The sequence below is a fragment of the Bacillus massiliglaciei genome (genome assembly GCF_900098925.1).
Taxonomy (GTDB): Bacteria; Bacillota; Bacilli; order Bacillales; family DSM-1321; genus Peribacillus; species Peribacillus massiliglaciei.
The window spans coordinates 167786-184187 of sequence record NZ_LT622356.1 but is presented as its reverse complement, the minus strand read 5'-3'; the positions used below and the strand labels follow the sequence as shown (position 1 = coordinate 184187).

At 47.5% G+C, this 16402-nt stretch carries 18 protein-coding genes and 2 riboswitches; of the genes, 9 read left to right on the top strand and 9 right to left on the bottom strand.

The genetic code is table 11. From position 1 onward, the window contains the following. Positions 1–99: 99 nt before the first annotated feature. From BQ4305_RS05085 to BQ4305_RS05075, 3 genes are all read left to right on the top strand, one after another. Complete coding sequence (locus tag BQ4305_RS05085) at positions 100–462, top strand: P-II family nitrogen regulator (RefSeq protein WP_110926763.1); 363 nt, start codon at positions 100–102, stop codon at positions 460–462. Then, positions 462–1769: an ammonium transporter gene (locus tag BQ4305_RS05080; protein WP_110926762.1), complete on the top strand. Its 1308-nt coding sequence runs from the start codon at positions 462–464 to the stop codon at positions 1767–1769. Before BQ4305_RS05085 ends, BQ4305_RS05080 begins: the two co-directional genes overlap by 1 nt. A 155-nt stretch (positions 1770–1924) precedes the next feature. Continuing rightward, the gene (locus BQ4305_RS05075) at positions 1925–2491 is read left to right on the top strand and encodes a YdhK family protein (protein WP_110926761.1); all 567 of its coding nucleotides are present in this window, start codon (positions 1925–1927) and stop codon (positions 2489–2491) included. A gap of 27 nt (positions 2492–2518) precedes the next feature. On the opposite strand, the gene BQ4305_RS21315 is transcribed toward BQ4305_RS05075, so the two are convergent. After that, complete coding sequence (locus BQ4305_RS21315; protein WP_199880569.1) at positions 2519–2683, bottom strand: hypothetical protein; 165 nt, start codon at positions 2681–2683, stop codon at positions 2519–2521. Between the two features lie 15 nt (positions 2684–2698). Further along, complete coding sequence (locus tag BQ4305_RS05070) at positions 2699–3223, bottom strand: hypothetical protein (protein ID WP_110926760.1); 525 nt, start codon at positions 3221–3223, stop codon at positions 2699–2701. Between the two features lie 175 nt (positions 3224–3398). On the opposite strand from BQ4305_RS05070, the gene BQ4305_RS05065 reads away from it, so the two are divergent. Further along, entirely contained in the window at positions 3399–4193 is a 795-nt protein-coding gene (locus tag BQ4305_RS05065; RefSeq protein ID WP_110926759.1) for a DUF817 domain-containing protein, read from the top strand. Between the two features lie 8 nt (positions 4194–4201). Here the strand turns inward: BQ4305_RS05065 and BQ4305_RS05060 are convergent, their stop codons facing one another. After that, a complete protein-coding gene (locus BQ4305_RS05060; protein ID WP_110926758.1) occupies positions 4202–5431 on the bottom strand; it encodes a type I restriction endonuclease in 1230 nt (409 codons plus the stop codon). Between the two features lie 175 nt (positions 5432–5606). Then, positions 5607–5930 (bottom strand): four-helix bundle copper-binding protein, encoded by a 324-nt coding sequence (locus tag BQ4305_RS05055; protein ID WP_110926757.1) that lies wholly within the window; start codon positions 5928–5930, stop codon positions 5607–5609. 160 nt (positions 5931–6090) lie between these two features. Between BQ4305_RS05055 and BQ4305_RS05050 the strand changes: the two genes are divergently transcribed. Then, positions 6091–6807: a 3-ketoacyl-ACP reductase gene (locus tag BQ4305_RS05050; RefSeq protein WP_110926756.1), complete on the top strand. Its 717-nt coding sequence runs from the start codon at positions 6091–6093 to the stop codon at positions 6805–6807. 326 nt (positions 6808–7133) lie between these two features. Here the strand turns inward: BQ4305_RS05050 and BQ4305_RS05045 are convergent, their stop codons facing one another. After that, the gene (locus BQ4305_RS05045; RefSeq protein ID WP_234396876.1) at positions 7134–8309 is read right to left on the bottom strand and encodes an MFS transporter; all 1176 of its coding nucleotides are present in this window, start codon (positions 8307–8309) and stop codon (positions 7134–7136) included. Between the two features lie 476 nt (positions 8310–8785). Beyond that, a riboswitch (cyclic di-GMP riboswitch) is annotated at positions 8786–8876 on the bottom strand. A gap of 321 nt (positions 8877–9197) precedes the next feature. Here BQ4305_RS05045 and BQ4305_RS21310 point away from each other — a divergent pair. Beyond that, a complete protein-coding gene (locus tag BQ4305_RS21310) occupies positions 9198–9353 on the top strand; it encodes a hypothetical protein (RefSeq protein WP_199880568.1) in 156 nt (51 codons plus the stop codon). A 39-nt stretch (positions 9354–9392) separates the two neighbouring features. Here BQ4305_RS21310 and crcB (BQ4305_RS05035) read toward each other — a convergent pair whose 3' ends face one another. Continuing rightward, on the bottom strand, positions 9393–9752 hold the full coding sequence (gene crcB, locus BQ4305_RS05035) for a fluoride efflux transporter CrcB (RefSeq protein ID WP_110926753.1): 360 nt from the start codon (positions 9750–9752) through the stop codon (positions 9393–9395). Beyond that, positions 9749–10138: a fluoride efflux transporter CrcB gene (crcB, locus tag BQ4305_RS05030; RefSeq protein WP_199880583.1), complete on the bottom strand. Its 390-nt coding sequence runs from the start codon at positions 10136–10138 to the stop codon at positions 9749–9751. Before crcB (BQ4305_RS05030) ends, crcB (BQ4305_RS05035) begins: the two co-directional genes overlap by 4 nt. A 43-nt stretch (positions 10139–10181) precedes the next feature. Continuing rightward, a riboswitch (Fluoride riboswitch) is annotated at positions 10182–10241 on the bottom strand. Positions 10242–10386: 145 nt separating this feature from the next. Between crcB (BQ4305_RS05030) and BQ4305_RS05025 the strand changes: the two genes are divergently transcribed. After that, positions 10387–11352 (top strand): peptidoglycan-binding protein, encoded by a 966-nt coding sequence (locus tag BQ4305_RS05025; protein ID WP_110926751.1) that lies wholly within the window; start codon positions 10387–10389, stop codon positions 11350–11352. A gap of 44 nt (positions 11353–11396) precedes the next feature. Here the strand turns inward: BQ4305_RS05025 and BQ4305_RS05020 are convergent, their stop codons facing one another. Then, positions 11397–11588: a hypothetical protein gene (locus BQ4305_RS05020; RefSeq protein WP_110926750.1), complete on the bottom strand. Its 192-nt coding sequence runs from the start codon at positions 11586–11588 to the stop codon at positions 11397–11399. Between the two features lie 72 nt (positions 11589–11660). Then, the gene (locus BQ4305_RS05015) at positions 11661–13940 is read right to left on the bottom strand and encodes a transporter substrate-binding protein (protein ID WP_234396875.1); all 2280 of its coding nucleotides are present in this window, start codon (positions 13938–13940) and stop codon (positions 11661–11663) included. A gap of 256 nt (positions 13941–14196) precedes the next feature. Between BQ4305_RS05015 and BQ4305_RS05010 the strand changes: the two genes are divergently transcribed. Both BQ4305_RS05010 and BQ4305_RS05005 read left to right on the top strand, forming a co-directional pair. Continuing rightward, the gene (locus tag BQ4305_RS05010) at positions 14197–15246 is read left to right on the top strand and encodes an aliphatic amidase (protein ID WP_110926877.1); all 1050 of its coding nucleotides are present in this window, start codon (positions 14197–14199) and stop codon (positions 15244–15246) included. A 63-nt stretch (positions 15247–15309) separates the two neighbouring features. Then, on the top strand, positions 15310–16383 hold the full coding sequence (locus BQ4305_RS05005) for an AAA family ATPase (RefSeq protein ID WP_110926749.1): 1074 nt from the start codon (positions 15310–15312) through the stop codon (positions 16381–16383). Positions 16384–16402 lie beyond the last annotated feature (19 nt).

Sequence of the window (16402 nt, the reverse complement as noted above, 5' to 3'; positions counted from 1 at the left end):
AGAATCATATTCAGAAGATTTTAATCATTGACACAACTTAAAATTTAGTTATAATTATTTACATATGTATGTCAGGAAATCTAACAAAAGGTGAGGAACATGAAAAAAATTGAAGCGATTATTCGGCCGGAGAAAATTACGGAAACGATTAAGGGATTAAAACATATTGGGGTTACAGGTTTTACCGTCTCGCAGGTGGTTGGCAGGGGGAAACAGAAGGATACAGAAGGTGTGTATCGCGGGAAAAGCTACAAGGTCACTCTGCATCCGAAAGTAAAGCTGGAAATTATTTTGTCGGATTATATGGTGGAACCGACGATTCATACCATTATCAAAACAGCCCATACGGGGGAAGACGGGGACGGGAAGATTTTTGTCTATCCAATTTTGGAGGCCTATAATATCCGTACAGGCCTGCCGGACATCGAGATTGATGATCTCAAGCAGGGAGGCGCAAGCTGATGGAAGTCATCCATTTAAATACAATCTGGGTCGTTATTGCGGCGGCTATGGTGCTGTTTATGGAAGGCGGCTTCAGCTTATTGGAAGCGGGTTTTGTGCGGACGAAAAATGCTGTCAATGTGACGATGAAGATTTTTGTTGATTTGACAATCGGTGCACTGGCCTTTTGGGTGATCGGTTTCGCCATTATGTATGGAAAAGATGCATTCGGCCTGATTGGGACAAGCCTGTTTGGCGGGCCGGAACATATTGCACTTTCTGTTGATCTGCCGAGTGCGGCGTATGTGCTGTTCCAGATGGGCTTTGCGGTTGCCTGCGTATCGATTGTATCGGGAGCGGTAGCCGAGCGGATGAGCTTTAAAGCGTATATTGTCACGGTGCTGGCGATCTGCGTGCTGGTGTACCCGCTGTCCGGCCATTGGATTTGGAACAGTGAAGGCTGGCTGGCGCAGCTTGGCATGAAGGACTTTGCCGGTTCTGCGGCGATTCATGCGCTCGGCGGCTTTGCGGCCTTTGCGATGGCAAGGCGCCTCGGAGCGAGAAAGGGGCGGTTTAATTCGGACGGAAGCGCGAATGTCTTTGCACCGAGCAACATTCCGCTCGCTTCCGCCGGTACATTCATTTTATGGTTCGGCTGGTTTGGATTCAATGCGGGAAGCACGCTCGATGCAACCGACGCTTCCTTGGGAGCCATTGCCCTGCATACGATGCTGGCCGGTGCGGGCGGCGGAACGGCAGCGCTTTTGCTGACGATGAGCAAGTTCGGGAAAGCGGATCCGAGTATGACGATGAACGGCGTGCTGGCCGGTCTTGTCGCCGTAACAGCCGGCTGTGCTTTTGTGGAAAGCTGGAGCGCAATCGTCATTGGGATTCTGGCTGGGATCATTGTGATTTATGCTACATTGCTTGTCGACCGCCTGAAAGTGGATGACCCTGTCGGGGCGGTGGCCGTTCATGGGTTCAACGGGGTCTTCGGAACCATTGCCGTTGGTTTGTTTGATACCACTGAAGGGCTTTTCACCACAGGGGATGCAAAGCTGCTCGGCGTTCAGGCGCTCGGAGCGGTCACGGTTGTAGTCTGGGGACTTGCGGCCGGTCATGTGCTGGCAGTCCTTTGTGAAAAAACGGTCGGTCTCCGAGTGAGCGAGCGGGAGGAAGAGGAAGGGCTCGATATGTCTTTCCACGGAATTCCGGCGTACAACGAGCTTGAACGGTTTACCGATATGCCAAGCAATCTGTACGATTTTGAAGAAACAACCGGGATTACGGTAGCGCCACTCCCTGAAAAGAAAGCGGCGGCTAAATAGATTCTATATGGTATTGGGGCTGCTGATGAAAATCGGCAGCTTTTTTATTGGGAGATTGTTTTCCCTCAACTTTAAATTCTGGACAAATCAGCGGAGATTTTCCAGAATGATAGAGACAGTGAATTGGTTTTCCAGACGATAAAGGAGGAGATCGGATGAAGAAATCACTTATCTATTCTTTGTTTGCGGCAATCATCCTTGTGCTTGGTGCCTGTTCCAGCGATGGCGGGGAAAGCACGGGAAGCGAGAAGGAAATGGATCACAGTGAAATGGACCACAGCGAGATGGAGCATACCCAGTCGGGTGAGGTTCCTGAAGGACTGAAAGAAGCGGAGAATCCCAAATATGAAGTAGGAAGCGAAGTAATCCTGAAGGAAGGGCATATGAAGGGGATGAAGGGGGCAAAGGCTAAAGTGACCGGGGCCTATGATACCGCCGCCTATATTGTTTCGTATGAACCGACAACCGGAGGAGAAAGGGTAACGGATCATAAATGGGTGATCCAGGAGGAAATCAAGGAGGCTGGTGATACAGTTTTGGAGGCGGGGACGAAAGTAACTCTGGAGGCAGACCATATGGAGGGGATGAAAGGGGCTGCCGCTGAGATTGAATCCGGTGAACAGACCGTCGTTTATATGGTGGATTACACGCCGACGGACGGCGGGGAAGAAGTGAAAAATCATAAGTGGGTAACGGAAGACGAATTAGAAGCCGCCGAATGAGGGCGGCTTTTTCATTGTTTGAGTTTGTCAGATCAGCAGATTCGCTGTGATCAGTCCGGCCGTATACAGACCATACAGCGTCCAGGCCAGCATCTTATTCGCAGCAGGTGCCTCCTTGATTCGAATCGCTTGGATGAACTTGTATGTGATGAGCAGGAAAGCAATCACAGAAAATGCGAGGATTTGATCCATACCCACACTCCTTCCCTATGATTTTCCTAATTTCGGAATCAGTAAATAGTAGATCTTATGTTTCCGGTCTATATGGGGAGTTAGGCCGTTGTCTGTTTCTGTCTCGATCCTTATTTTTTTCGAATCAGCTGCACCGGCATAGAGTGTGTATCGATTCCCTGAAGGTGTTGTAACGTCGCCTGAAAGATTGGTGCTCTGCTGATTTTTAGAGTTGGAGATCACGAGATCGGCACCATTTTTCTCCCACACCACTTTGGCGTCTTTATACGTTAACGTTCCCGTGCCCACACCTGTCTCGTGCTCATGCTGAAACGTGTAGAGGACCACTTTTTCGTGATTGGTGATCTTTGTCTCGCCGATGATTTCTTCCATATAGGGGTTTTTCTTTTTCGCGTACTTTAGTGCTTCTTGCTCTGAATCGAATTGTTTTTCGGCTTCTTTTGTTTCCCGGGTTTTCTGGTTATCAGCCAGGACAACTCCTGAAATGGAAACAATCGCTATGATGAAAAGCAGGCTGTAGATCATCCATTTCTTCAGCATGAACACCCTCCGTTTTCCCGTACATCTATGTAAAAGGTAACACAGTTTCTTGTCTCCATAAACCTATTTTTTCCAAATGAAAAGTAATAAAAGCTTGAAGGTTCTGTCAGAGTCTGGAATAATTCCTATAAAGAAAAAGGCGGATAACTAGAGCCGTCAGATAGGAAGTATGAGAATGAAACAGTTGTTTTTCTTCGGAATTGAACAGGCGAAGTCCTGTATCTTTCCGGTTGTGATCTTTTTGAGTCTCGCCATTACAAAGCTGGCGGATGTCCCGTATATCGCCCGCTATGATTTAATTCTTTTGATTTGCCTGCTGACCCAGGTGCTGATGGTTGCCTGTAAGTTTGAGACGATGGATGAAGTGAAGGTAATCGGGGTATTTCACCTGATCGGCCTTGGGTTGGAACTGTTCAAGGTCCATATGGGGTCATGGAGTTATCCGGAGGAGGCGGTGAGCAAGGTGTGGGGTGTCCCTTTGTACAGCGGCTTCATGTATGCAAGTGTGGCGAGCTATATGTGCCAGGCATGGAGGCGGCTGAGCCTGCGCCTGACGAATTGGCCGCCGACCTGGATAGTGGCCGCCTTGAGTGCAGCCATCTATTTCAATTTCTTCACACACCATGTCATCTATGATTTCCGCTGGGTTCTGAAGGTGCTGACCCTGCTGATCTTCTTTAAGACATTTGTCCATTTCTCCATCAGGGGACGCAGCTATAAGATGCCGCTTGCCTTATCATTTGTTCTGATCGGGTTCTTCATCTGGGTCGCGGAAAATATCGCGACATTCTTCGGGGCCTGGCAGTATCCGGGGCAGGAGCAGCACTGGCAGCTCGTCCATGTTGGGAAAATCAGCTCCTGGCTGCTGCTTGTCATCGTCAGCTTCCTGATTGTCGCCCTGCTTAAGCTTATCAAGGGGAACCGGATGACTAGCGGCATAAACCAGAAGCCGAATTTGAGGATAGATTAAAAGAATATTTATTTGATATTTTTAAAGAATTCCTCAACATTATCAACTTTTGAGACCAGCTTTGGGATATCTCTAAATGAGAGATTGTTTAAAGCACTTTTTAAGAAGTAGGTTTTATCATTTGTGTTTTTATTGGTTCTAAAGCTGAGACGCGCATTGATGAAGCCGGTTTGTTTAACTACTGGGTTTTCATGAAGGAATTTGGCAATTTCATTCGACCTTACTGTATACAGTGTTGTATCTCGAAGCTGATTGGAATATTGCCCAATTAAGTACCCAGTAATAACATTACCTTGTATCAGAACAGAGGATACAAAAAAGTTGCTCAAAGGGTTGCCTTTTTCTACTGAGTATTCTTCTGTTGAGATTTTCAGTAAACTTTTATAGGAGTCTGGATTAGGGAGGAACACATGAATTCCTTCAAACTCTTCAAAGGTACCCAGTGATTCAAGTTCTTCCGCTGTGTAATACACTTTTTTCTCTTCCTGCTGTATAGGTTCTAAATCAGCTGCAATCTCTTGAGTTTCCTGGTAATTGGCCGCTACATCAAATTTTTCACTGATGATCTCCGTCAAGGTCTCTTGAATACATTTTTGAACTAAAGGCCGGGAAGTATTAATGAATTGCTGAGTCACCTTGAAGCTGAACCGTTCTTTTATGACGAATTTTATAAAGTCATCATTTGGGCTTTCAAAGATTTCTTTGATGACAGATTTAAAAGATTGATAATACATCAGAGTTTCTGCCAGCTTTTTAATCGTTTCATAATCATAGAGATTTTTGGAAAACTTGACTAGGTTATTAAATTCTTCTTCGTTATAATTCTGGATATTAAAAATGAAGAAAGGCTTAGAATCCATGATGTTTGCGTTATTGAGATCTGTAAAGAAGTGATACTCTATTCCGTTGGTTAATATTCCTAATCGAACACTGGGGAAGGTGCTGAAATATCTGCTTAGCTGAGGGGCGCTTTTAGTGATTGGCTGGTTCATAGGTTTGGCTTCGACAAATATACTGGGGGTGTTGTTCAAAAAGATCGCATAGTCCACTTTTTCCTTTTTTTTAAGAAAGTCAGCTGTGAATTCAGGAGTGACTTCCTGTGGGCTGTAAGTATCATATCCTAATCCGCGCAGTAGCGGTAAGATTAAAAATTGTTTAGTTGATTCTTCGTTTTTGATTAAATCTCGGCTGTCGCTTATTACTTTGTTTAACATTTCCAGCGTGTCTTTCAAGTTCATCTTGTCATCTCCCTATAGTAATATATATAAATTGTATTGGGTCGGAAATAACTCCTAATAGTTACACTATAATACAATTACTAGACAAATGGTTATAAATATGGAAATTGATACTTGTTTATGTAGACTAAAAACCCCCCGCGCAATAGCGGCAGGGGGTTCTTTAATAAATAGATTAAGCAGCCATTTCTCTGCAATGCTTGGCACAGCGGAAGCAGGCCTCGGCACATTTTTGACAGTGGTCATGGTCATGCTTCTGGCATTCATATCCGCAGGCTTCGCAAATATCGGCGCACAGCTGACAAACTTTCTTGGCAACCGGGCTGTTTGTCTGCATGGATTTGACGGCGAAGGCACAGATGTCTGCACATTCCCGGTCGAGGCGGATACAGCCGGCCATCATTTTGATGTCTTCTTCTCCTAAACAAGCGTCATAGCAGTGGTTACAGGCTTCCATGCATTCGAGGCAGGCCTGAATGCATTCTTTATATGTGTTCATGGGAAATCCTCCTTGAAAATCAGTCTCCTTTATCTGTACCCGGCTTCTTCTTTTTATAACGTGTAATAAGTAGAGTTCCTAAGCAAATTAGTATACTTTTTTAAAAGAGGAGGGTAACCTATATACAGTTAAATGTACATATGAAGAGGAGAGATGATGAATGCAGAATATTAAAGGGAAAACAGCCCTCATTACGGGCGCCGGCCGCGGAATCGGACGGGCTGCAGCGATTGCGTTTGCGAAGGAAGGGATTCATGTCGGATTGCTTGCACGTTCAGTTGAAAACCTGGAAAAGGTGGCTGCTGAGTTAAAGGAATTCGGAGTGAAGGTTTCCATCGCTGCTGCTGATGTATCTGATATGGAATCTGTGAACAAAGCGGTTGCCAAAATCCGTGAAGAACTTGGCTCTATTGAAATCTTGGTCAACAATGCCGGTATCTCTAAATTCGGCCATTTCCTTGAAGTGGATCCCGAGGATTGGGCGCGTATTATTCAAGTGAATGTTATGGGCGTTTATTATGTAACAAGAGCGGTATTGCCTGAAATGATCGAACGTCAATCAGGGGAAATCATCAACATTTCTTCTACAGCCGGACAAAAAGGCGCACCGGTGACAAGTGCTTACAGCGCCTCAAAAGCGGCGGTTATTGCCTTGAGCGAATCGTTGATGCTGGAAGTCCGCAAACAGAACATCCGCGTGACTACATTGACACCAAGCACAACCGCTACAGATATGGCGATCGAACTGAACTTGACTGACGGCAATCCGGAAAAAGTCCTGCAGCCGGAAGATTTGGCAGACTTCATGGTAGCCCAGTTGAAAATGAACCAGCGCGTTCTTCTGAAATCAGCTGGATTATGGTCTACTAATCCATAAAAAAGGGGCTATCCTTAAGCCAGATGAGAAAGAGTTTTCTCTTCTCATCTGGTTTTTTGTTTGGCTATGGATTTTTTCTTTTCGGGGACATGGCTTGGGTCTCCAGTCTCTTCTTTGTGCTATGCCTCAGGAGTCAGCCGTCCACTGTGTTTATAAAGGATCCATTTCTGTCCTTGCCTTGTTTTTACGGGCTGATTACGGGGAGAGAATATGAATGCATAAAAAAGGGAAGCCCACTTATTGGGCATTCCCTTTTTGCAATAAGTTTTCCTCTTGGAATCAAAAATAGGTGCTAGTTAAAATTTAATCGTGACACTCCCGGTTGGCTAAGCCTTGTGCCCGGCCTCTTTCTTCATGGCGGAGCCGATTCTTCGCTTGCGGATGGTCAGGATGACACCAAAGGCAAACCCAGTGAAGGACAGCGCCGAAATAACGAAGTAAAAGATATGTCCGCCGAATCCTTTATAAAGGTAGCCGCCGATGTAGGAGGCAAGGATGCTGGACAGCCCGAAAAAGAGCAGGGCGAGTACTGTCTGGCCGGTGGCACGCCATTCTTTCGGGACGATTCGGTATAAGTACTGAATAGCCGCCGTATAGAAGACCGGAAAGGTGAGCATCTGCAAAATCTGCAAAAGGGTCAGAGCCATGGGGCTGGTGACGAAGCCAGATGCAAAGAAGCGCAGGAAGTACACGAATGTCGCGACCGTAATGATCTCGAGCTCCCGGCCTTTTCTCAGCCACCAAAAGCTTAAGGCGAAGATGACGATTTCGCTGATGGCCGAGATGAAGAAGGCGATGCCGACCAGGGATGTGTCCCCGCCGAGGGAACGGATATGAATGCCTAAAAAGGTATCGTTCATCCTGGCCGGAACCGAGCTGATGAATACGAGAATCAGAAACAGCAGCATTTCCCGGTTGGCGAGGACGCTCTTCAGTCCTTTCATTGTGACAGGTTCGCTTGAGGCCTGCACATCGGGCATGAGCCAAATCACTCCGAAGGAAATCAGGCCCAATAGGACAAAGAGAATCGAGACACTGCTCATGCCGAAATAATCCATCGCAAAGCCGACAATCAGGGAGAGGACGGCATAGCCAAGGGCACCGTATGTACGGACTGATCCATAGCTGATGCCGGCCATTTCCGAGACCGTGAAGTTCAGGCTTTCGGTCAGCGGGTCAAGCGGCATTAAAAAGAAATAAACGAGCAGCGCGAAAAGGACGAGTAAAAGGAAGCTGTCCACGCTGAACAGGAAATAGCCGAACACCGCTGTCAGGCAGACGAGGAGCAGCATGACCTTGCGGATCGTCTTTGTTTTATCGCTTATGAATCCCCATAACGGCTGGGCCAGCAAGGTGACGAATCCCCCTGTTCCGACAATGAGGCCGATTTCGCTGGCCGACAGTCCCTGTTCTTCCAGGTAGACTGGCAGAAAGGGAATGAAAAGGGCCAAGAGACCAAAAAATAAAAAATTATACCCCTTTAATAACACGTGTGGTTTCAAAAGACTTTCTCCTTCCCGGAAGTCTGTCATGTGCTGTATGTAACTTTCCTTATTGTAAATGATTTTTGGGGGAGTGAACACCTAAGATTTGGAACTGGCGGAAAAGATCATAAAAGCCGCTTTCCATGTGCGAAAGCGGCTCCTTTTGTTTGTATTGTTGACCTTCGTTCGGGAAGGGAAAATACGGTTATGTAGTTTGGACTGGCGGTTTTTCAGTTCATTTTCATTTTGCATTTCGGACATGTAACGTCCTTTTCATGCATGAATTTAATGCTTCTGAGTTCCGTTCTGGTGATGTTCGGGAACAGGTTGTGCTTGGCGCCGCATTCGCAGCTTTGCTTGTCTTTCACGATGTGTCTGGTGTGATCGACAGCTGAATAAATAGTAGGGAGAATCATCGTATACCTTCTTTTTGCAAAATTTAGGCAAATGAGAAAGGACGTAATCATCATCCGTATCATTAGCAGAAAATAGATCCTGGCGGCTCGGCTGCCGTGTCAGTCCGCTGACTGATTTAGGCCCGTGGCTTTGCGTCTTTTATTTTCATAAAATTTGCCCAGGGATAATCTTACCATAAATGGTTAGGAATATTGGTGAAGTTCACAAAACCTTCACAAAAAAACAGTATTTTGACCGATATACAAAAAATGTTCAAGAGACTGTTACAACAGGTCTCTTTAGCCGTTCAATGCGGCAAAGAGACGATAAAAAGCATGCTGAACAGCATTGGCCCCGCCTTCGCCAATACCATGACGGCCACGCGTGCCGTCCTCCTGATTTCAGTATAAGCGGACAATGTTAGGCTGATGTTGATGCTTTGTGAAGAATTGTGAATGCCGTATGAAAAAGTCCGCCCTGGATATCCTATCCCTAAAAGGAGGGCGGACGATGAAGAAGGAAGAACAAAACGCCCAGGAACCGACCATTGCAGAAGGAATCAATACGGAGGACATCCTGAACCGCAAGGCAACACCTGAAGAGATTGCCAAAGGGGATTATACGAAAGTGACGACCTTATCTCTTGATGAAAACGACCCGACATGAAAAATCAGCAGCCTGACAAGGGTCTGCTGATTTTTTGAGTTAAAGGGCGCTTCCGATTTTCAGTCCGAGAAATGCGAGCAGGATCCCGAATGTATAGCTGATTCCGAGATACAGGACTAAGAGTTTCCAGTGCCGTTCAGCGTGGAGCTGGATGTTCTCCAGTTTGAAGGTGGAGAAGGTCGTGAAGGCTCCTAAAAATCCGGTGCCAAAAAGCAGTTCCCAAGACGATCCCGGATGGGCCCCGAGCAGCAGGCCCAATAAAAAGGACCCGGTCAAGTTGACGAAAAGCGTGGCGTATGGGAACCGGGACGGGTACTTCCGTTTAATCCAGCCGCTTGCCCCGAAACGGGAAATGGCGCCAAAGAATCCGCCAATGACAACGAGGAGAAGGGATATCATGAAGATTTCACCTCTTCCTTAGCCTGTCCGAGCCGAAAGCCTGCCCAGGAGAACAGGAGGCCTCCCCAAAGGCTGAGAAGCACATACAGAAGGGCCGTTCCCCAAGCCCCGTCCTTCAGCAGCCGAACTGTTTCGATGCTGAAGGTGGAGAAGGTCGTGAATGAGCCGACCAGACCTGTTCCGAGTGCTGTAACAAGATGGGGATGCAGCGCCTTCACGCGCGGCAGGAAGACTGTGAACCAGCCCAGGATAAAACTTCCGGCTATATTTGCGGTGAAAGTGGCGGCGGGAAAGCCATGCACCCACCATTGATTGAAAAAGACGCCAAGCAGATAGCGCAGAGAAGCGCCAATCATTCCCGCAATCCCCACTAATACATAAACCAAACCATTCACCTCTCCCTTCAACATAAACAGACTCCTACCAGTTCTTCTGGTAGGAGTCATTAGCTTTTCAGCGGTTATGGCGAACTCCATCGCCGGTTTTATTTCGATACCCGTATCTTACCAAAACTCCGGTTATCGGGCAACCGAAGGAAAAAAGAGGCGGGGAAAATCCGGAATATCAGTGCTCCTTGGTTACTTGTACAAGCACGCTTGCTATTTTTTCATATAACATAATGAGGTGATTCATTATGGCTGTAAAACTGGAGACGTTGTTAGAAAGATCTGTGAAGAACATGGGAAGCGGCATCCATCCAGTTGTGAAAGAATCGGCTCTTGAAATGATCAGACGGGCATATGCAGAAGGGATTTATGTACAAATCAGCGCAGGATACCGTTCCATGACAGAACAGGCCAGGCTGTATGGCCAGGGAAGACTTGGATACACATATCAGGGCGTAAACTACAGCAATATGGCAAAGCCTATTGTTACGAACGCGGAACCGGGAGAGTCTTATCATAATTTTGGACTGGCCGTCGACTTCTTTATCGTCAGCGATGACGGCAGAAGCGCCATCTGGACGGTGGACAGCAGGTGGCGGCGGGTTGCTGCAATCGGCAAGGAACTCGGATTTGCCTGGGGCGGGGATTGGACAAGTTTCAAAGACTATCCTCACTTGGAAATGACAGGCGGATTAACCTACAGGCAGCTGCAGGCCGGACAAAAGCCGGCATTGAAGCTGAACTTCAATAATGCCGGCGAGAGTCCGCTGAGCCCGGCGAATCCAGTTCAAAATGATGACAAGCCGCAGAATGCGCCGCAAGGCAATTCTGTCATCAAAGGAATCCAGCTCAAACTGAACAGCAGATACAAAACAAATCTAACAGTGGACGGACTCTATGGCCCCCAAACAAAAAAAGCCCTAGTTACAGGTTTCCAGACTGAGTTGAATAAACAGTACAATGCCAAGTTATCGGTGGACGGCATATGGGGACCAAAAACAAAGGCGGCTGTAAGAAATGTCAGAAAAGGGGCAAAAGGCAACATCACCTACATTCTGCAAGCTGCACTCTATATGAATAGCTTCAATCCCGGAAATATCGACGGCATATTCGGTCCTGACACCGAACAGGCACTGAAATCGTTCCAAAAAGCAAGGGGCCTTCGTGCGGATGGGATTGCTGGGAAAGAGACATTTGAAGAGCTGTTCCAATAAAGGCTGCCATCTAGATGCTTTTGATCTAGATGGCTTACATACGATCAATGTTCTTTTGTGAAATTATACGTATCATGATTCAAAGGGGCATTTTTGATGGATTCCTCACGATTCGGCTGAACGGCTTTTCCTGTATTGCCGCTGTAGCCCTCTTCAGGGGAATCTGGATACGAATAAGTGCCGTCATTGGCTTCAGAGACGGTCTTATCATTTTTGAAAGAATGGCGGTCTGTCATGGATTTTCCTCCTCGAAGTGGTGTCTTTGGTAGTATAGGGAGTTTTGGATCAGTTATTCATGGGAGGTCTTCTTAGGGAAGGAAAAACTTGCTTGAGTCAATGGAATGGTCCTTCAGTTTCCGATACAGGGTACTTCGTGAAATGCCGAGTAATTGAGCTGCATGTGTCAGACTTGATGCAGCCACTAACGCTTTATGGATCGCCTGCTTCTCGGCCTCCTGAAGAGAAAAGCCCGTATCTGCTGCAAACTGTTTCCTGCCGGTCAGTTCCTTTGGAAGGTGCCTGCTTTTAATGAAGCGGTCACCGTCCCGAAGAGAGAGGATGAAGGCCCGTTCGATACAGTTCTTTAATTCACGGATATTCCCCGGCCAAGAGTGAAGCTTAAGCAGCTTAAGTGCTTCCTTGGATATAGAGCAGGGACCTGATTGATATTCTTCCCGGAGCTGGGAAATGAAGGGCTGCACAAGCAGGTCAATATCAGCGATGCATTCTCTTAACGGCGGAATATGAATGCTGATGACGTTCAGGCGGTAAAACAGGTCGGAACGGAAAGAGCCCTGAAAGGCGATTTCCTCTTTCAAATCCCGGTTGGTGGCCGCAATGATTCGAACATCAATTTTTCGTTCCCGATGATCCCCCAGGCGAGTGACCGTTCTTGTTTCAAGAATGCGTAGCAGGGCGACCTGCAAATCTGGAGGCATTTCCCCGATTTCATCGAGGAAGAGTGTCCCTTGGTGGGCCTGCTCGAATTTGCCGGCTGAACCTCCCTTTTTCGCGCCTGTAAAAGCGCCGTCTGCAAAACCAAACAGCTCGCTTGAAATCAGTTCCCTGGGAATCGCCCCGGTATTGACCGAGATAAACGGGCCATCCTTCCTCAGGCTTTGATGATGGATGGCCCGGGCAAGCACTTCCTTGCCGGAGCCCGTTTCGCCAAGCAGCAAAATGTTAGCGCGGGATTTCGCTGCAGCCTGGGCGGTTTTCAATTCCTCTTGGAATACGGGGGTCCTAGTGCGAATTCGGTCAAAGGAATAAGGGGCGGGCTCGAACTCTTTCTTTTCGAAGTTCATTACGGTATATCCAGCAGTGTCGAGTTTCTTTTCGGTTATCGCAAAATGCTGATCCCACCGGTTCAGATCATCGGATTCCGGACGGTCCCCTTCAAAAACGCCGAGCTGCTCATTCACGCTGTCCGTTGTATAGACGACTTCCTGTTTCGCGTTCATCACCAGTAAACCATCCTTTTCCGGCAGGAGGGGGATATGAGAATCAATCGGTGAATGCTTCATCCGGAGGAAAGGATCCGGGGTGATGAGTTCTTTCGAGTCCCATACAATCTCAAACTGCCCGTCCGGCTTTATTTTCCCGATGCGGATTGGACGGGAAAGATGCCGGCTGTCTCCGTCGATTTGAACGGTGCCGCAGGGAGTTGGAAACCTTTTGCCTTTTAAGGCATCCCGGATGTCCCGGCTGTCTGCTGTGTGGAGAGACTGTAAGGTGTCGAGCAGAAGGAAGACACCAAGATAGGTATTGAACATGACGGAGGACACAACGGTCCGGCTTCCAAAACGCTGTTTGAAATCCCGGATGAATTGCAGGTTCTCAGCAGAATCAAGTGACTGAAAATAGCTGCCGCTGCTGTAATGGCCTGCTGCAGCCTGCGGTCCGGCTGCCTGGATCTCTGTTTCTTTGGTGATGGGACTGAAAATTGGGAGCGAATCTGCTTGGAAGCCTGATTCGGCAAAGGAGCGATAGAAATGAACAAGGCTGGTCCCCACAAGGGTGGAAACGATTGCATCTGCGCCATTTCGGATGATTTCCTGAAAAATGCTGTCGAAATTCGCATGGCCGAAAGGGACATACTGTTCACCGCAAACCGTTCCGCCTAATAACCGCCAATATTCACGGGCGTCCTGATTGGTCGATCTGGGGTAGATGTAATCTGTCCCAAGAAGATACACTTTTGAGCCAATATGCCGGCGGATATATTTTAACAGAGGATAGACCTGCTGATTGGGTACTTCTCCTGTGTAGAGGACATGGGGATGGGATTCATTGCCCTCATACAAAGTCGGATAGATCAGCAGGCCATTGTATGTCTCAAGGATGGGGAGGATGGCCTGGCGGCAGGCCGAAGTATAAGTTCCGACAAACAGCCTGACGCCATTTTTGGCAAGATCCTCTGCCTGTCTGTATGCCTCGGAGGGATCAGATTGAATATCCCGGACAATCCAGTCGATTTCCTTCCCCGTTTTTTCCTGGAATTTTTCGAAGGCTAATAAAGCGGCCCGGTATTGACCGGTTTCCGTAAGAGAAGTCGTTCCGGTCAAGGAAAAGAGAATTCCGATTTTCACATTGATTCCTCCTGCTGGATGGTTTTTGCCCTGTATCATTTTGAAACAAAAGGGGCTTGTTCTTCCAGTATAGCGGGAAATGATTATTTTGAAAATTCTAATTAATATTATGTTCTAAAATGGGACAATTTTTTGGATGAGATTTTTCATCCTTCTGCGGGATTCCTCATTTTATGCGGTTGGCATAGAACTTGCATTTTCTTTCTTGCAGCAAAAGTCTTTTGCGAAAATACGGAAGCGGAGAGGAGAATGTGAAATGAGACATGGAGATATCAGCAGCAGTAACGATACGGTGGGGGTAGCGGTTGTCAATTATAAGATGCCCCGGTTACATACGAAAGAGGATGTCATGAAGAACTGCCATAACATTGCCAGCATGCTGGAGGGGATGAAGACAGGACTTCCTGGCATGGACCTTGTCATTTTTCCGGAATACAGTACACAGGGAATTATGTATGATGAGCAGGAAATGTACGATACAGCCACAACCATTCCGGGACCTGAGACAGAGATCTTTTCAGCGGCCTGCAAAAGAGCCAACGTATGGGGAGTCTTCTCCATTACCGGTGAGCAGCATGAGGACCATCCGAATAAAACGCCTTATAATACACTCGTCTTAATTAACAACCAGGGGGAAATTGTGCAGAAGTACCGAAAGATCCTGCCGTGGAATCCAATTGAACCTTGGTATCCGGGCGACACGACACATGTGGTCGAAGGTCCGAAAGGGATGAAGGTCAGCCTGATCATCTGTGATGACGGCAACTATCCCGAAATCTGGAGGGACTGTGCGATGAAGGGTGCAGAGCTGATTGTCCGTTGCCAAGGCTACATGTATCCGTCGAAAGAGCAGCAGATCATGGTGGCGAAGACGATGGCCTGGATGAATACCTCCTACGTTGCTGTAGCCAATGCGACTGGTTTTGACGGAGTTTATTCCTATTTCGGCCATTCCAGTATTGTCGGTTTTGACGGAAGCACATTGGGTGAATGCGGCACTGAGGAGTATGGCATCCAGTATGCAGAACTGTCAGTCTCCCAGATTCGGGATGCACGGAAAAATTGGCAGTCGCAGAATCATTTGTTCAAGCTGCTCCACCGGGGCTATACGGGAACTATTCAGTCAGGTGACGGAGATAAAGGTGTGGCCGACTGTCCGTTTGACTTTTACCGGACATGGGTGCTCGATGCGGAGAAGGCGAGAGAAAACGTGGAAGCTCTTACTCGGAAACATGCCGGTACGGCGGAATGCCCGATTGAAGGAATCCCGCATGAAGAGCTGGAAAAGGAAGCCGGCGTAAAATAACAGACATAGAAGCCGGGACAAGTTCCCGGTTTCATTTATTTATATAGGAAAGGGGAAAAGGAGATGCCCTTTGTGAATGACAAACTGAATGACTATCGAAACCGGCAGGAAGGGGAAGGACAAAGAAAAACACTTTCCCGCTATACCTTTGATCCAGAAGAAGTGATGGGGAGCTTAAAACGAGCCATCTTCGGACAGGAAGAGGTGCTGGAACGTCTGGAAGGGATGCTGAACCTTGTGCATGCGGATATCTCTGAACCGGACCGTCCGCTGTATGTGGCCATGTTTCTCGGTCCTACCGGCGTCGGAAAAACGGAGACCATCCGAATACTCTCAGAAGCGATTTATGGCGAGAAGGACCGCTTTTGCCGAATCGACATGAACACTTTGACACAGGAGCATTATGCAGCTGCCATTACCGGGGCGCCGCCCGGCTATGTGGGGAGCAAAGAAGGGCACACATTGTTTGACGAAGAAAAGATCGCCGGCTCTTTCAGCAAACCGGGAATTGTTTTATTTGATGAAATGGAAAAAGCGGATGATGGTGTGATTCAAACGCTGCTCAATATTTTCGATAATGGAAAATTAGTTGTCTCATCGGGTGGGAGAACCATCGATTTCAGAAATTCACTGATTTTCATGACGAGCAATCTCGGCTCCAGACAAGTGTCTGACTTTTTCTCAAAAGAAAAGAAATCGCCTTGGAAGCGTCTGAAACAGCAGCTGAAGCCCGGAATTCGGGAGGAGGAGCTGGAAAGTTTGATTCAGACCGAACTGGAAAAGAAATACACGCCGGAGTTTTTGAACCGGATTGATGACATATGCATTTTTAAAGATTTACAGGGCGATATTGGACTTTCTATTATCGATAAGCAGATTTCAGGGCTGAATGGACGGCTGAGAAAGCATGGGATTCAGATTGAACTCGATGAGAGCGCAAAGACCTATCTGATTGAAAAGGGATTCAGCCGGCAATATGGGGCGAGGTCCGTCAAGAGAGCCATTCGCCAATTTATTGAAATACCGGTGGCCCGGCTGCTGCAAGATTCGGAGGGAATAGGCTGTCTTCAGGTGACAGCGGAAAAGGAAGGCCTTGTATGGGCAAAGGGTCTTGACCGGGAACTGCAGGCAAACTAAAAGGGCCTCCTGTGAAGGA

What these genes read in the sequence shown, in the direction of transcription:
- BQ4305_RS21315 (WP_199880569.1), bottom strand. Translation starts at nt 2,683, where the DNA reads ATGGATCAAATCCTCGCATTTTCTGTGATTGCTTTCCTGCTCATCACA.
- BQ4305_RS05025 (WP_110926751.1), top strand. Translation starts at nt 10,387, where the DNA reads ATGGCTGTAAAACTGGAGACGTTGTTAGAAAGATCTGTGAAGAACATG.
- BQ4305_RS05010 (WP_110926877.1), top strand. Translation starts at nt 14,197, where the DNA reads ATGAGACATGGAGATATCAGCAGCAGTAACGATACGGTGGGGGTAGCG.
- BQ4305_RS05060 (WP_110926758.1), bottom strand. Translation starts at nt 5,431, where the DNA reads ATGAACTTGAAAGACACGCTGGAAATGTTAAACAAAGTAATAAGCGAC.
- crcB (WP_110926753.1), bottom strand. Translation starts at nt 9,752, where the DNA reads ATGATATCCCTTCTCCTCGTTGTCATTGGCGGATTCTTTGGCGCCATT.
- BQ4305_RS05080 (WP_110926762.1), top strand. Translation starts at nt 462, where the DNA reads ATGGAAGTCATCCATTTAAATACAATCTGGGTCGTTATTGCGGCGGCT.
- BQ4305_RS05055 (WP_110926757.1), bottom strand. Translation starts at nt 5,930, where the DNA reads ATGAACACATATAAAGAATGCATTCAGGCCTGCCTCGAATGCATGGAA.
- BQ4305_RS21310 (WP_199880568.1), top strand. Translation starts at nt 9,198, where the DNA reads ATGAAGAAGGAAGAACAAAACGCCCAGGAACCGACCATTGCAGAAGGA.
- BQ4305_RS05050 (WP_110926756.1), top strand. Translation starts at nt 6,091, where the DNA reads ATGCAGAATATTAAAGGGAAAACAGCCCTCATTACGGGCGCCGGCCGC.
- BQ4305_RS05005 (WP_110926749.1), top strand. Translation starts at nt 15,310, where the DNA reads ATGCCCTTTGTGAATGACAAACTGAATGACTATCGAAACCGGCAGGAA.
- BQ4305_RS05070 (WP_110926760.1), bottom strand. Translation starts at nt 3,223, where the DNA reads ATGCTGAAGAAATGGATGATCTACAGCCTGCTTTTCATCATAGCGATT.
- BQ4305_RS05075 (WP_110926761.1), top strand. Translation starts at nt 1,925, where the DNA reads ATGAAGAAATCACTTATCTATTCTTTGTTTGCGGCAATCATCCTTGTG.
- BQ4305_RS05085 (WP_110926763.1), top strand. Translation starts at nt 100, where the DNA reads ATGAAAAAAATTGAAGCGATTATTCGGCCGGAGAAAATTACGGAAACG.
- BQ4305_RS05020 (WP_110926750.1), bottom strand. Translation starts at nt 11,588, where the DNA reads ATGACAGACCGCCATTCTTTCAAAAATGATAAGACCGTCTCTGAAGCC.
- BQ4305_RS05065 (WP_110926759.1), top strand. Translation starts at nt 3,399, where the DNA reads ATGAAACAGTTGTTTTTCTTCGGAATTGAACAGGCGAAGTCCTGTATC.